Source organism: Acinetobacter sp. NBRC 100985, from assembly GCF_000241225.1.
Lineage (GTDB): Bacteria > Pseudomonadota > Gammaproteobacteria > Pseudomonadales > Moraxellaceae > Acinetobacter > Acinetobacter venetianus.
Window position 1 is genome coordinate 39,109 of record NZ_BAEB01000005.1, and the last position, 14,085, is coordinate 53,193.

13 protein-coding genes and 2 tRNA genes are annotated in these 14,085 nt (G+C 38.9%); 9 read left to right on the top strand and 6 right to left on the bottom strand.

Features of this window, described 5'->3' with window-relative positions; translation table 11 throughout:
- Positions 1–72 precede the first annotated feature (72 nt).
- Positions 73–1,299: a multifunctional CCA addition/repair protein gene (locus tag ACT4_RS01680; protein WP_007479289.1), complete on the top strand. Its 1,227-nt coding sequence runs from the start codon at positions 73–75 to the stop codon at positions 1,297–1,299.
- Between the two features lie 76 nt (positions 1,300–1,375).
- Here ACT4_RS01680 and tsf read toward each other — a convergent pair whose 3' ends face one another.
- Positions 1,376–2,257, bottom strand: coding sequence for a translation elongation factor Ts (gene tsf, locus ACT4_RS01685; protein ID WP_004878544.1), 882 nt, complete (start codon positions 2,255–2,257; stop codon positions 1,376–1,378).
- A gap of 138 nt (positions 2,258–2,395) precedes the next feature.
- Positions 2,396–3,148 (bottom strand): 30S ribosomal protein S2, encoded by a 753-nt coding sequence (gene rpsB, locus ACT4_RS01690; RefSeq protein ID WP_004878543.1) that lies wholly within the window; start codon positions 3,146–3,148, stop codon positions 2,396–2,398.
- A gap of 213 nt (positions 3,149–3,361) precedes the next feature.
- On the opposite strand from rpsB, the gene map reads away from it, so the two are divergent.
- The 4 genes from map (at position 3,362) to ACT4_RS01710 (ending at position 8,484) form a co-directional block, all read left to right on the top strand.
- Positions 3,362–4,186, top strand: a complete 825-nt coding sequence (gene map / locus ACT4_RS01695) for a type I methionyl aminopeptidase (protein WP_007479292.1) — start codon at positions 3,362–3,364, stop codon at positions 4,184–4,186.
- Between the two features lie 205 nt (positions 4,187–4,391).
- Positions 4,392–5,447 (top strand): OmpW family protein, encoded by a 1,056-nt coding sequence (locus ACT4_RS01700; RefSeq protein ID WP_007479293.1) that lies wholly within the window; start codon positions 4,392–4,394, stop codon positions 5,445–5,447.
- 400 nt (positions 5,448–5,847) lie between these two features.
- Positions 5,848–7,194 carry an MFS transporter gene (locus ACT4_RS01705; RefSeq protein ID WP_007479294.1) on the top strand — a complete coding sequence of 449 codons (1,347 nt, stop codon included), beginning with the start codon at positions 5,848–5,850 and terminating at the stop codon, positions 7,192–7,194.
- 75 nt (positions 7,195–7,269) lie between these two features.
- A complete protein-coding gene (locus ACT4_RS01710) occupies positions 7,270–8,484 on the top strand; it encodes an alginate export family protein (RefSeq protein WP_007479295.1) in 1,215 nt (404 codons plus the stop codon).
- A gap of 185 nt (positions 8,485–8,669) precedes the next feature.
- Here ACT4_RS01710 and ACT4_RS01715 read toward each other — a convergent pair whose 3' ends face one another.
- The gene (locus ACT4_RS01715) at positions 8,670–9,851 is read right to left on the bottom strand and encodes a trypsin-like peptidase domain-containing protein (protein ID WP_004878538.1); all 1,182 of its coding nucleotides are present in this window, start codon (positions 9,849–9,851) and stop codon (positions 8,670–8,672) included.
- 187 nt (positions 9,852–10,038) lie between these two features.
- Here ACT4_RS01715 and ACT4_RS01720 point away from each other — a divergent pair, with 187 nt between their 5' ends.
- The 4 genes from ACT4_RS01720 to ACT4_RS01735 all read left to right on the top strand — a co-directional run bounded on the left by ACT4_RS01720 (position 10,039) and on the right by ACT4_RS01735 (position 11,896).
- Positions 10,039–10,797, top strand: a complete 759-nt coding sequence (locus ACT4_RS01720) for a Nif3-like dinuclear metal center hexameric protein (protein ID WP_007479297.1) — start codon at positions 10,039–10,041, stop codon at positions 10,795–10,797.
- A gap of 165 nt (positions 10,798–10,962) precedes the next feature.
- Positions 10,963–11,589, top strand: coding sequence for a superoxide dismutase (locus ACT4_RS01725; protein WP_007479299.1), 627 nt, complete (start codon positions 10,963–10,965; stop codon positions 11,587–11,589).
- Between the two features lie 146 nt (positions 11,590–11,735).
- A tRNA-Asn gene (locus ACT4_RS01730) sits at positions 11,736–11,811 on the top strand.
- 9 nt (positions 11,812–11,820) lie between these two features.
- Positions 11,821–11,896: transfer RNA gene (locus ACT4_RS01735), tRNA-Asn, on the top strand.
- An 81-nt stretch (positions 11,897–11,977) separates the two neighbouring features.
- Here ACT4_RS01735 and ACT4_RS01740 read toward each other — a convergent pair.
- The 3 genes from ACT4_RS01740 to pdxJ are packed head-to-tail and all read right to left on the bottom strand — an operon-like array spanning position 11,978 to position 14,077.
- Positions 11,978–12,634, bottom strand: a complete 657-nt coding sequence (locus ACT4_RS01740) for a TonB C-terminal domain-containing protein (RefSeq protein ID WP_007479301.1) — start codon at positions 12,632–12,634, stop codon at positions 11,978–11,980.
- Between the two features lie 47 nt (positions 12,635–12,681).
- Positions 12,682–13,344 (bottom strand): tRNA-(ms[2]io[6]A)-hydroxylase, encoded by a 663-nt coding sequence (locus tag ACT4_RS01745; RefSeq protein WP_007479303.1) that lies wholly within the window; start codon positions 13,342–13,344, stop codon positions 12,682–12,684.
- A 4-nt stretch (positions 13,345–13,348) separates the two neighbouring features.
- Positions 13,349–14,077 carry a pyridoxine 5'-phosphate synthase gene (gene pdxJ / locus ACT4_RS01750; RefSeq protein ID WP_007479305.1) on the bottom strand — a complete coding sequence of 243 codons (729 nt, stop codon included), beginning with the start codon at positions 14,075–14,077 and terminating at the stop codon, positions 13,349–13,351.
- Positions 14,078–14,085: the final 8 nt, after the last annotated feature.

Consider the following 14,085-nt stretch of genomic DNA (forward strand, 5'->3'; position numbering starts at 1 on the left):
GAAAAGCCTCGCTTAATGCTTGAGAAAACCTCTATTCTGTAGCATGATTGTGTGAAGAATAGAGGTTTTTTCATGCAAGTTTATTTAGTAGGCGGTGCTGTTCGAGATCATTTACTCGGCCATCCCTATCACGAAAAAGATTATGTAGTTGTTGGTGCTACCCCAGAACAATTATTAGCTGAAGGCTACCAACCTGTTGGAAAAGATTTTCCCGTTTTCTTACATCCCAAAACAAAAGAAGAATACGCACTTGCCCGCACTGAGCGTAAGTCAGGTGTGGGTTATCATGGTTTTCAATTTTTTACAGATACCACTGTTAAACTTGAAGAGGATCTGATTCGTCGAGATCTCACGATTAATGCAATGGCGATGGATGAAAATGGCACTGTCTATGACCCTTACGGTGGTCAACAAGACCTTGAACGGAAAATCTTACGCCATGTCTCTGATGCCTTTATAGAAGATCCATTGCGCGTGCTTCGTGTTGCACGTTTTGCAGCACGCTATGCAGCTTATGGCTTCAAAATTGCTGATGAGACTATCCAGTTGATGAAGAATATTGCAAAGACCGGTGAGCTAGACGCACTTACTCCTGAACGTGTATGGAAAGAAACATCTCGTGCATTGATGGAAGACCAAGCTGATGTCTATTTTCAAACGCTAAAAGAATGCGATGCCTTAAAAATATTATTTCCTGAAATTGATGCCCTGTTTGGCGTTCCACAGCGCCCTGAATATCACCCTGAGATTGATTGTGGTATACACACTTTGATGGCATTGAAAGAAGCATGTAAAGCAAACTATGCATTAGAAGTCCGCTTTGCTGTACTTGTACATGACTTAGGTAAAGCGTTGACTCCAGTGGAAGAATTACCAAGACATATCATGCATGAAGAACGCGGCTTGAAGCCAGTTACAGATGTATGTGATCGCTTGAAAGTTCCAACTCTGTTAAAAAATCTTGCACTAATTGTGTGTAAAGAACATCTAAAATGCCACCAAGCTAAAAACCTAAAACCAGGTACACTATGGCGGCTACTACAACGTTTGGATGTTCTTCGTAAACCTGAGAAAGTTGAAGCTTTTGTGCAAGCATGTGAATGTGATGCAAGAGGTCGCTTAGGATTAGAGACTCGCCCCTATCCTCAGGCTAAATACATTCTTGATGCAATGGAAATCGTCAGAAATATTCGTGCACAAGATCTACCATCTGACATTCAAGGTGCTGAAATAGGTGAAATGCTTATTCAATATCGAATTGAAGCTTTAGCTAAATACAAAGAACAATACGGCGAATAATTTTCTTTTTGATCTTATTAAAATAAAAAACCCAGTCAAAGACTGGGTTTTTTAACTTTTACTAAATCAGTAAAAATTATTGTGCAGCAGCAGCGGCTTGAGCAGCAGCAACTTCATCAGCAAAGCTCATTTCAGCTTTTTTCTCAATACCTTCACCCACTTCGAAGCGAACGAATTGAGCTACAACAGTACCAGTTGCTTTTAATACATCAGCAACTTTCTTGTCGTTATCGATAACATACATTTGACGATCAAGAGCAACTTCGTTCAAGTATTTTTCAACTGAACCAGTAACCATTTTCTCAACGATGTTCGCTGGCTTACCAGATTCTAATGCTTTCGCTTCAGCAATTTCTTTCTCTTTAGCGATTAAGTCAGCTGGAACAGCTTCAGCATTTACTGCAACTGGGTTGAATGCAGCAACGTGCATTGCAATACCTTTACCAGTGTCAGCATCACCTGTGTAAGAAACAACAACACCGATTTTTAAACCGTGCTTGTAAACAGCCAAGTTTTCGCCTTCAACAATTTGAGCACGACGAACTTGAATGTTTTCACCAATTTTTTGAACCAATGCAACACGAGCTTCTTCTACAGTTGCGCCGTCTTCAAGCTTAAGTTCAGCAATTTTCGCAGCATCAGTTTCATTTGCAGCAAGTGCAGCAGTAGCAACTTTATCAGAGAAGCTTTTGAAGTTTTCGTCTTTAGCAACGAAGTCAGTTTGACAGTTAACTTCAACAAGAATTGCTTTGTTACCGTTTTGAATAATAGTGATCGCGCCATCAGCAGCAATGTTACCTGCTTTTTTAGCAGCTTTTGCTTGACCTGATTTACGAAGGTTATCAATTGCAAGTTCGATGTCACCGCCTGCTTCTGTTAATGCTTTTTTGCATTCCATCATTGCAAGACCAGTACGGTCACGTAATTCTTTTACCATGCTCGCAGTAACTGCAGTCATGTTGATCTCCTAAAATCGGTAGAAAATAAATCTGTTCAACAAAAACGGCCCAAAGAATCTCTGGGCCGTTTGCAATCTCGACGCTTTAATTTGCCACCATTACATGTCGCAAAAATGACAAGCTTGCGTCAAAACGCATTAAGCCTCAGAAGCGTCTTTAGCAGCGTCGTCGCCTTTCGCTTGTGCATTTGCTTGTGATTGAGCATATTCTTTACCAGCAAGAATCGCATCAGCCATAGCAGAAGCATATAAAGTTACTGCACGGATCGCATCGTCGTTACCTGGAATAACGTAATCAACGTTGTCAGGGTTAGAGTTTGTATCAACGATACCGATTACAGGAATACCTAAGTTTTTCGCTTCTTTGATTGCAATCGCTTCGTGATCAACGTCGATTACAAATAATGCGTCAGGTAAACCACCCATGTTCTTAACGCCGCCTAAAGCACGTTCAAGTTTGTCCATCTCACGAGTACGCTCTAAAGCTTCACGTTTAGTAAGCTTAGCAAAAGTACCGTCTTGAGATTGAGTTTGAAGATCTTTTAAACGGTTGATAGATTGGCGAAGTGTTTTCCAGTTCGTCAACATACCACCTAACCAACGGTGATCTACATATGGTTGACCAGCGCGTTGAGCTTGTTCACGGATGATGTTAGAAGCAGCACGTTTTGTACCAACAAATAATACTTTATTCTTTTTGCTAGCAAGGTTGTTAACAAAGTTCAAAGCATCATTTAACGCAGGAACAGTATGCTCAAGGTTGATGATGTGAATTTTGTTACGCGCACCAAAGATGTATTGACGCATCTTTGGGTTCCAGAAACGTGTTTGGTGACCGAAGTGAGCGCCTGCTTGAAGAAGGTCGCGCATGCTTACGTTGTAATCTGCCATTTTCTTTACCTTAAAGTTTGGGTTAGGCCTCCATATATCCGCATTCTCCACCTATTGCTAGGCACCCAGAGTAATGTGTCGATATATGTGCGGATTTTTTACGACTATTATTATCAGATATTTTCGTAAAATATATTCACGAAAAGCATTTGATAAAATAGGCGGCTATTTATACCATAGACGCTTGCAAATTACCAAAAGTTTTTAGAGATCATGAATACGACTTATACAGCTCCTCGTCGATTAATCAAAACACCTGAAGAAATTCAGAAGATGCGTGTTGCAGGGAAATTGGCGGCTGAAGTTTTAGACATGATTAAACCGCATATTAAAGCGGGTGTGAGTACTTTAGAACTCGATACAATCTGTCGCAACCATATTGAAAATGTACAACAAGCAATTCCTGCCTGTGTGGGTTATGGTGCTGCTCCAGGCCGCCCTGCTTTCCAACACTCTATTTGTACTTCGGTTAACCATGTGGTTTGCCACGGCATTCCTTCTGAAAACAAAATTTTAAAAAATGGTGACATTCTTAATATAGATGTCACTGTCATTAAGGATGGTTATCACGGCGATACCAATATGATGTATGTCGTGGGTGGTGAAACTTCAATTCTTGCAAATCGTTTATGTTCTGTAGCTCAAGAAGCGATGTATCGTGGTATGGCAACAGTGAAAGATGGTTCATATCTTGGTGACATTGGACATGCTATTCAACAATATGTTGAATCTGAGAGATTTAGTGTTGTTCGTGAATATTGCGGTCACGGAATTGGTAATGTTTTCCATGATGAACCTCAAGTGCTTCACTATGGTCAAAAAGGCACAGGTATGCGCTTAGAGACTGGCATGACATTTACAATCGAACCAATGGTCAATGCTGGTGTTTGGCAAACTAAGCTTTTAGGTGACAAATGGACAGTAGTAACTAAAGATCATAAATTATCAGCCCAATACGAACATACCATTTTAGTAACTCAAACAGGCATCGAAGTTTTGACAGCTCGCCCTGAAGAAGACTTATCTCGCTTTATGTAATTTATTCTATTTAAATTATTCTAAAAAAGTCACTTTGGTGGCTTTTTTTATTTCTTCATATTTTCTTCATCAATTTATCTAAATAAAACAAAAATTTTCATAAGCAGAACAATTATAAAATTTAACTAAACAATGTTTGTCTAAAAATAACGCTATGGTGGGCGCAAGAAAAATCCTAACAAACTTCTGGACATGGAGTCCCTAAATGATGAAGAAATCATTCGCTTGTCTGATTACTGGTTTATGTACGTTACCTACATCTGCTTTCGCTGACTCACCTTATTTTAGTTTGAAAGATGGAGATGGATTTAAACGTTTCTCTATATCTGCTGGCTGGTTGCATGCCATGCCACAAGGAAGTGCAAATCCTGTAAATATTAATACCAGCGTTGCAGAAGGTACAACTTCAAAAGTTGGTGAGGTATCTAAACAAGCTGTACTAGATGCAGCAGAACGTGATTCAAATCCATTATTGTATGAGGCAATTAAAATCCTTCCAACTGATACCCTACCTTCTCTGCTCACAGGCACGGCAACAGTTAACGGACTATCGAATTGGCAAGCTCAAGGAACAGGGTTAGAAGCAGATGATGTCGATACTGTAGGTATCATGGCTAACTATCACTTTACAGACAACTTCTCCTTGGAAATTAAAGCTGGTATCCCACCAAAAGTAGATATTAAAGGGAAAGGTGATATTTACGCCCCTTTAAGTGGAACTGCAAGCACTTCTCTAGGTGATTTAGGGTTAAAACAAGACATTCATATTACTGACCTCACTCAAGGAGGAAAAGCTGCATCAGCACGTGCTTGGCTACCAGCTGTAGAGCTGCATTATCAATTTGGTAAGTCAGGCGTCAATAAGTTCCGCCCATATGTTGGTGCTGGTGTTATGTATGCTTACTTCAATGATTTAGAAATGAATTCTGGAATAGAGGCTGACTTAATCAAAGCCGGTCATATGATTCAAAATATTCATGATGGAAAAGCAGGTGCTGCATTGGATGGAAAAACATCCTCAGCGGACCCAGTTGTGAAGTTAAAAGCAACTGATACCTTTGCACCTATTGTAACCATTGGAGCAACCTACGATTTCAATCCAAACTGGTTTGCTGTAGGTTCAGTGTCTTATTCAAAAATGAATAACGAAGCAAAAATATATGTGACTGATCGCAATACAGGAAAAGAACTAATTCAGGCAAATACCAAAATTGATATCGACCCACTGATTACATATGTTGGTGTGGGCTATCGTTTCTAAATAAACAAAATATCCTAAAAAGCAGCTTCGGCTGCTTTTCTTGTTTAAAACGCAATGTTTTAAGTCATCATGCATAAAATTTGCGCACCAACTCTAAGCACTTTTTTATGGATTGTCTGACATCATCTTCATTAGTTTTCTTGATTTTTAAATTCAATTTTTCAACTCATATTTATCTTTAAGTTTTTTAATGTAAATAAATAATGTGAATTAGTATCTTAAATTTTACATTTGGTTAATTCATCTTTTTGGCATGACGTTTGCTTAATACCAATTATGATGAATCAACGATGATTCACAAAATATTTTTCTGACGGCCAACGATGTCCGTTCTGTTCGACTTGCTTATGCAGAGTAATGGCATAGCAATAAATAATGACGTACAGTTCAGGAGAAGGCCATGTCCTCAGATATGAATTTAGATGCAAAAAAAGCTACAGAAATAAAATTATTTAGCTTTTCCACACCAGCTATGCGCGCTTTCCATATGACTTGGCTCGCGTTTTTTGTATGTTTCTTTGCTTGGTTTGCCTGTGCTCCACTTATGCCAGTAATCAAAGGCGAGTTCAACTTAACAAAAGATCAAATTGCAAATATCAATATTGCCGCAGTAGCAATTACGATTTTAATTCGGCTTATTGTCGGTCCACTATGCGATAAATATGGACCACGGAAAACTTATACCGCTCTTTTACTACTCGGCAGTATTCCCGTTTTTGGTGTAGCTGCGGCTAATACCTATGAATCATTCTTATTTTTCCGCTTATTGATTGGTGCGATTGGCGCAAGTTTTGTGATTACCCAATACCATACAAGTGTGATGTTCGCTCCAAATGTAGTTGGTACAGCAAATGCTGCTTCTGCGGGATGGGGAAATGCTGGTGGTGGGGCTACACAAGCAATTATGCCTTTAATTTTAGGTGCGATCTTGATGTTCGGTGTTGAACAAGCAATGGGCTGGAGAGTTGCCCTGCTAGTCCCTGGTGTAATGATGCTTATTGTAGGCGTGATGTATTGGAAGCTTACTCAAGATTCCCCACAAGGTAACTTTAAAGAATTACGTGCACAAGGAGTCGAAGTCGGTAATGTTAAAAAAGGTGGTACTGCAATTTTAATGCAAGCTGCTCGTAACTATCGCGTTTGGATTCTATTCACTTCTTATGCCGCTTGTTTTGGTATCGAAATCTTCATTCATAACATTGCAGCAATGTACTACGTCGATCACTTCAACATGGGATTGAAAGAAGCTGGTATGACTGCTGGTATCTTCGGTCTACTGGCATTATTTGCACGAGCTTTGGGTGGCATCGTTTCAGATAAAGTTGCACTTAAAAAAGGCTTAGATGGTCGTACCAAAGTATTATTTGCCCTCGTGCTACTTGAAGGCATCTTCTTATTCGTATTCTCTCAAGTAAACGTTGTAATGTTCGCAATTATTGCCATGACGATCTTCGGCTTATTTACCCATATGGCATGTGGTGCAACCTATGCTCTTGTACCATTCATTGATCGTGATGCTTTAGGTGGTGTAGCAGGCATCATTGGTGCAGGTGGTAATGTGGGTGCAGTTGCAGCAGGCTTCTTACTAAAAGGCTTGCTTGATGTGCAAACATGTTTATCTATCTTAGGTATTCTCGTAACCATTGCAGCGTTTAGTGTCGTTCTTATCCGATTTACAACAGAGCACAAAGTAAAAGAACAAGAGCTATTTGAACAAGCATTACTAGAGCGTAATAGCGCAGCTTAACACCATCTCACATAGAGGATGAGTAAATCACTCATCCTCCCCCAAATTTCAAACAATTTTATAAAGGATATTCTGATGAATAAATTCTCCTATTCATTAATTACGCTCGCTTGTTTTTCAACACTAACAAACGCTGCTGATGAGTTCTTCTCTCAAACTAAGCTTTCACTCGATAGTCGTCTTCGCTATGAATGGGTAGAACAAGACAACAAACTCAATCATGCAGATGCATGGACATTAAGACTCCGCCCTGCAATTCAAACAGGTTCATGGCATGGTCTAAGCGTTTTTGTACAAGGTGAAGGAACTATAGAAATCAATGATGAATTTAATAGCACTCGAAACGATCAAACAAACTATAGCACCGTACCTGACGCTAAAAACCTACAGCTCAATCAAGCCTATTTGAAATATGTGTACAACCCTAAATTTGACATAACAGTTGGTCGTCAAGTCATTAATTTAGATAATCAACGCTTTGTTGGATCTGTTGCTTGGCGCCAAAACGATCAAACTTTTGATGCAATTGCTCTCAACATCAAGCCATGCAATGAATTTGGTTTGTACTATGCTTATATTGATCAGGTGAATACTATTTTCGGTAGTGAAGACCCTGAACCTAAATTTATTCAAGCACAAGATGGTAAACAGGAAAGTAAAATTCATTTAATTCAGGCGAAAGTGAATTACAACCCGCTGCTAAATGCGACTGTGTATGGCTATTTAATGGATTTTGAAGATATTTCAGCCTGGTCAAATCAAACCTATGGTCTACGCTTAACAGGTAAAAAAGATAATTTTAAATACGCAGCTGAATATGCAAAACAAAGTGAATATGCTGACCAACCCAAAGATTATGATGCGGATTACTATGCATTAGAACTTGGTTACAGCATTAAAAACAAGGAAGTTGCGCTCGGTGAAATCGCGATTGGTTATGAAGTACTTGGCAGTGACGATGGAAAAATAGCGTTCCAAACCCCTTTAGCGACCAAGCATAAATTCAATGGATGGACAGATTTATTCCTAGCAACGCCAGCCAATGGCTTAACTGATTTATACATTTCTTCAAGCTTTAATGTTTTTGGTAGAGGAAAATTAGGCACTGAGCTGCATCAATACAGAAGTGATGAAAAGAATATGGATTATGGTCAAGAATACTCTGTTTCTTACTCACAAGCTTTACCAATTAAAGGACTTTCAGCTTTAGCGAAATTTTCAGACTATCAAGCTGAAGAATTCGGTGTAGACACACAAAAATTGTGGCTACAACTCGATTATAAATACTAACTCAAGGAGTAATGTCATTTAATTATCAAAAAACTGTCATCAAAATATCAAATTTGGATGATTTAATAAAAAATAAAAAACAGCTAAAAAAAACGATGAAAAGCTCACTGATTGACCGTCAGTGAGCTTTTTTCTTTAACTAAAAAAAGGCCATTAATTAATAGCCTTTATCATTTTTGATTACATTACTGGCGTTTAGGTAGTGGTATGTATTGTGATTGAGCATTTTGTTGAACTTTGCGCTCACCCACTTTCACCTGAACATTTTCTTGTTTACCCTCACGCTCAACTACGACGTTAATCACACTTTCAGGTGCCTGTAATGCAACATAATTAATCAAATGTGAAGCCGAAGTAATTTGCTCACTATTCACTTGAATAATTTTATCACCACGCTTAACACCTGCTTCGTCTGCAGGACCACCTTTCAGCACATCTGCAACAACAACACCAATTGGTCTAGTCGCCATTACATCTTCATCCAACGTATTTGGAATTAGACTAATACCCAACCAACCACGTACTACACGTCCGTCTTTCAAAATTGAGTTTAAAACTTGCTGACAAACTTTGGCAGGAATCGCAAAACCAATTCCCAGTGATCCACCAGACTGAGAAAAGATTGCAGTATTTACACCAATTAAATTACCCGCAACATCAATCAATGCACCACCAGAGTTTCCTGGATTAATGGCTGCATCGGTTTGAATAAAGTCTTCATAGGTATTGATACCTAAATCTGAACGACCAGTTGCTGAAATAATCCCTTGAGTTACAGTTTGTCCTACGCCAAATGGATTACCAATTGCAAGAACCACATCCCCCACTTCATTACCACTTAACTTAAATGGCAGAACAGGTAGGTTATCTAATTCAATTTTGATCACAGCCAAGTCTGTATCGGGATCAGTGCCAATCACTTTAGCTTCAGCACGACGACCATCTTGCAATGCCACCACAATGTGTTCAGCCTGAGCAATCACATGATTATTAGTTAAAATATAACCATCAGCTCGAACAATAACACCTGAACCTAAACTATTTTCATTTTGCTGTTGTTGAGGCATTTGATTGCCAAAGAACTCGCGAAATACAGGATCATTCAATAATGGATGATTCATCTGTTTCACTTTTTGAGTGGTAAATATATTCACGACAGCTGGAGCTGCGACTTTAACAGCAGCGTTATAAGAGACCACCCCACCAGTTCGAGTTGTATCGACCAATGGCTCTACCTTTTCAGCAGGCATTTTTACACCATCAGAAGCCACAGTTGGTTTTGGTTGATGTGATTTCTGCCAAGCTAGAAAACTAAATACAACCAGAATGAGTAATACCCAAGGTAACCATGTAAATGCACGGCGCACGTCTATTATCCTCTTGGCAAATGTAAGTTATAAATCAGTAATATATTGAAGAACTGGAAATTTCCATCATTGTAAAGTAAATAGCTTAAAATCAATGCAAAAGTTAAAAAAGTTTTGTCTAGCTTTAGTTACATTTAAAAATGTGTTTTATTTACTCCCATAAAATGTTGAACATTTGAGGAATCGCATGGCAAATTTGCATGACATTGTGCAATGGTGTAATCAAACTTTAAAAGCAAACGAGTTTAAAGATTACGCACCAAATGGCTTACAAATCGAAGGTAAAGCTGAAGTAAACAAGATTGTTTGTGCAGTCACCGCATCTGAAGATGCAATTGATGCGGCGATTGCCGAAAAAGCAGATGCGCTGCTCGTTCATCATGGTTATTTTTGGAAAGGTGAAGCTTACCCAATCACAGGTATGCGTGGAAACCGGATTAAGAAACTCATTCAAAATAACATTTCTTTGATTGCCTACCACCTTCCTTTAGATGCACATCCAAGTTTAGGCAATAATGTAGCAATTGCTGATTTAATTGGCTTACAAAACCTAGAAGCGTTAGACCCATCAGAAAAGCACCCAATCGGTAATATTGCTTATCTAGATCAACCGCTCAGCCCAGAACAGTTCAAAGCAAAGTTACAAAATATCTTTGATTTTAGCATCATCCATTTACCTTGTGACAAAACATCAATTCAAAAAGTTGGTTTTTGTACAGGTGGGGCGCAAGATTTTATATCAAAAGCAGCTTCGGAAAACTGTGATGCCTATATTTCAGGTGAAGTGAGCGAACGTACTTTTTATGAAGCAAAAGAACTGGGCGTACACTATTTTGCATGTGGTCACCATGCGACTGAACGTTATGGGGTACAGCGTTTAGCCGATGCTCTTGCTAATCAATTCATGATTGAAGCCGTCTATTTTGAACTTAATAATCCGATTTAATAGAATTGAAGAATCCGATTTTGTTAAATCTTTTTTCCATTTGGGTTATACATTTAAATTAAGTCTTTATTGTGTATAGTTCTTTAAAAGACTGCCCTATTGTCTTTAGAATCATTTACAATAGAGCCACTTAATGTAAAACCCAGCAAATGCAAGGATTGAAACATGACAACCATTACTTTACCTGCACTTCCATATGGCTATGATGATTTAGCTCCGCACATTACTCGCGAAACTTTAGAATACCATCACGACAAACATCACAATACTTACGTTGTTAACTTAAACAACCTAATCAAAGGTACTGACCTTGAAGGTAAATCTTTAGAAGAAATCATCAAAGCTTCTGCTGGTGATGCATCTAAAGCAGGTATCTTTAACAATGCTGCTCAAATATGGAACCACACATTCTATTGGAACAGCATGAAACCAAATGGTGGTGGAAAGCCTACTGGCGCGATTGCAGCTAAAATCGATGAAGCTTTTGGTAGCTACGAAAAATTTGCTGAAGAATTTACTGCTGCTGCAACAACTCAATTTGGTTCAGGTTGGGCTTGGTTAGTTGCTGACGAAGTAAATGGTAAATTATCAATTACTAAAACTGCAAACGCAGATACTCCACTTGCTCATGGTCAAGTTGCAGTATTAACAATCGACGTTTGGGAACATGCTTACTACATCGACTTCCGTAACTTACGTCCAAAATACATTGCTACTTTCTTAGAAAGCTTAGTGAACTGGGACTATGCAAATGCAAAACTTGCAGGTCAACCAGCAGGTGTTGAGAAATAATTATTATTTCTTAAATAAAAACTGCCCACTTCGGGCAGTTTTTTTATGCATACAGCTTCAAAAGAATATTTATCAAGCAAACAATTCATTTTCTTTACTATTCTTGTTGACGACATAGGTTTTCATGCCTAAAATGCGCATCAGATTCTCCAATAGCTCAGTCGGTAGAGCGACGGACTGTTAATCCGCAGGTCCCTGGTTCGAGCCCAGGTTGGAGAGCCAATCTACTATTCTCCCATAGCTCAGTCGGTAGAGCGACGGACTGTTAATCCGCAGGTCCCTGGTTCGAGCCCAGGTGGGAGAGCCAATATTCTAAAAAGCCCTGATCATTGATTGGGGCTTTTTTTATACGTACAAATTAATATTTAGTTTGATCGAAATACTATTGTTACCACCCTGACTCTAACCCACCAAAGAAATCATTCTTCTCAGCATTCGTTAAACTACTTACAATTGTTGAATGACGAACTGCTTGTCTCGTAGATAGATCAAAAATTCTATTCCCACTACTCTGAAGAACCTGTATAGAATCAATTGCGTTATTTCTTGATATATTAAATTTCACTATATTACTTAAATTTGCACTACCAGTAGGAACTTCCCATAAACTCATTATTTCTTTATGAACTTTCTCTTCTATTGATTTACTTCTATCACTTTCTGTTAAAGCTGGATCATCCACCTGATTATCATTAATATAAAATTCGAAGGGTTGCTCGACTCTAACAGGATAATATTTACCATTAAACTGATACGGATAAAGACTAGATTTCTTGATTTCAGCCACCACCAAAGCATCTAACTCAACAATACCACTACTTTTCTTAATTTTTGATGCGACTACTTCCCCTTTCTCATTTACATATACCAAAATATTCAGATCCCTATTTTTACCTTGTAATAAAGAAGGATTAACTAATATTTGCGGTATTTTTTTCCATTTTAAGACATGAAGATCAATATTAATAAATTCAATGCTCTTAGCATGAATACCCTCTACCCAAATGCACAATAATACAACTACTATTTTTGATAAAAATCTCATTTATAATTCTCAAAGTTGTTATTTTTATATCCCAATTCACTATCTCATTACGATGAGATAGTGACCTGTGCGGGCACACCACTATGGAAACGAAAGGTATCGTCTGGACTCATAATCAGGTTCTTTTCCACTTCACGAATATGCTCAATGCGTTGCTGAATAGTCTCTTCTGGATCTTTCAGTTTCGCTGTTTTTGCAACATCCAACGCTAAAGCCAGATAGTCCTCAAAATGGCGAGATTCAGACTTAAGCAAGTAGCGGTAGTAGCGCCCCAGCTCATCATCAACAATCGGTGCCAGCGCATGGAAACGTTCACATGAGCGCGCTTCGACAAATGCACCAATAATCATCACATCAATTAGAGCCTCAGGCTCATAAGTACGGATTTCTTTACGTAATCCACCTGCATAGCGCCCTGCACTCAAACCCTTCCACTCTTGGCCACGTTTGTTCATGAATTCCAAAACCTGCTCATAATGCAGCATTTCTTCACGCACCAATTGCGCCAATTTCACTTGTAGGTCAGTAAAAAAACTATAGCGGAACATCAAATTCATAGCCGTACTTGCTGCTTTTTTCTCACAGTTAGCATGATCTTGCATTAAGATGTCGAGATTATTCAGCGCCTCATCTAACCATGCTTGTGGCGTTTTACAACCCAAAAATGCAATAACGGGTTGCATTAGCTCATCATAATTCAAACTACTCATCCACTTATCTCACAGCAGCTTGAATCGCTGCTTTCATATCTTTGACTGCTTGAGAGAGTCCAACAAACACACTATCCGCAATAATCGAATGCCCAATATTTAATTCATGGATTTGTGGAATTGCAGCAATTGCAGCAACATTATCGAGATTTAACCCATGCCCTGCATTCACAACCAAACCTTTTGATGCTGCGTATTCAGCACCTTTAATAATACGGACTAATTCTATTTGCTGTTCTGCATCAGTTTCCGCATCTGCATAAGCACCCGTATGGATTTCAATGGTTGGGGCACCACATGCCACAGCGGCATCAATCTGTGCCAAATCTGCATCGATAAATAAAGACACATCACTACCAATTGCTTTGAGTGCTTGAGTCGCTGCTTTGACTTTTTCAAAGTGACCGACAACATCCAAGCCACCTTCTGTCGTCACCTCTTGTCGACGTTCCGGTACAAAACACACATGTTGAGGCTGAATCTCTTTTGCAAATGCGACCATTTCATCTGTTACAGCCAACTCTAGATTCATACGCGTTTTTAATAACGGGCGCATACGACGTACATCATCATCTTGTATATGGCGGCGATCTTCGCGTAAATGTAAAGTAATCCCCTCTGCACCCGCCTCTTCACAAACCAAAGCAGCTTGAACCGGATCAGGGTAAGTCGTACCACGCGCTTGTCTTAATGTTGCAACATGATCAATATTTACACCTAAAATTACAGCCATAAAAATAT

Coding starts and splice junctions, on each gene's coding strand:
- ACT4_RS01680 (WP_007479289.1), top strand. CDS start 73: ATGCAAGTTTATTTAGTAGGCGGTGCTGTTCGAGATCATTTACTCGGC.
- tsf (WP_004878544.1), bottom strand. CDS start 2,257: ATGACTGCAGTTACTGCGAGCATGGTAAAAGAATTACGTGACCGTACT.
- rpsB (WP_004878543.1), bottom strand. CDS start 3,148: ATGGCAGATTACAACGTAAGCATGCGCGACCTTCTTCAAGCAGGCGCT.
- map (WP_007479292.1), top strand. CDS start 3,362: ATGAATACGACTTATACAGCTCCTCGTCGATTAATCAAAACACCTGAA.
- ACT4_RS01700 (WP_007479293.1), top strand. CDS start 4,392: ATGATGAAGAAATCATTCGCTTGTCTGATTACTGGTTTATGTACGTTA.
- ACT4_RS01705 (WP_007479294.1), top strand. CDS start 5,848: ATGTCCTCAGATATGAATTTAGATGCAAAAAAAGCTACAGAAATAAAA.
- ACT4_RS01710 (WP_007479295.1), top strand. CDS start 7,270: ATGAATAAATTCTCCTATTCATTAATTACGCTCGCTTGTTTTTCAACA.
- ACT4_RS01720 (WP_007479297.1), top strand. CDS start 10,039: ATGGCAAATTTGCATGACATTGTGCAATGGTGTAATCAAACTTTAAAA.
- ACT4_RS01725 (WP_007479299.1), top strand. CDS start 10,963: ATGACAACCATTACTTTACCTGCACTTCCATATGGCTATGATGATTTA.
- ACT4_RS01740 (WP_007479301.1), bottom strand. CDS start 12,634: ATGAGATTTTTATCAAAAATAGTAGTTGTATTATTGTGCATTTGGGTA.
- ACT4_RS01745 (WP_007479303.1), bottom strand. CDS start 13,344: ATGAGTAGTTTGAATTATGATGAGCTAATGCAACCCGTTATTGCATTT.
- pdxJ (WP_007479305.1), bottom strand. CDS start 14,077: ATGGCTGTAATTTTAGGTGTAAATATTGATCATGTTGCAACATTAAGA.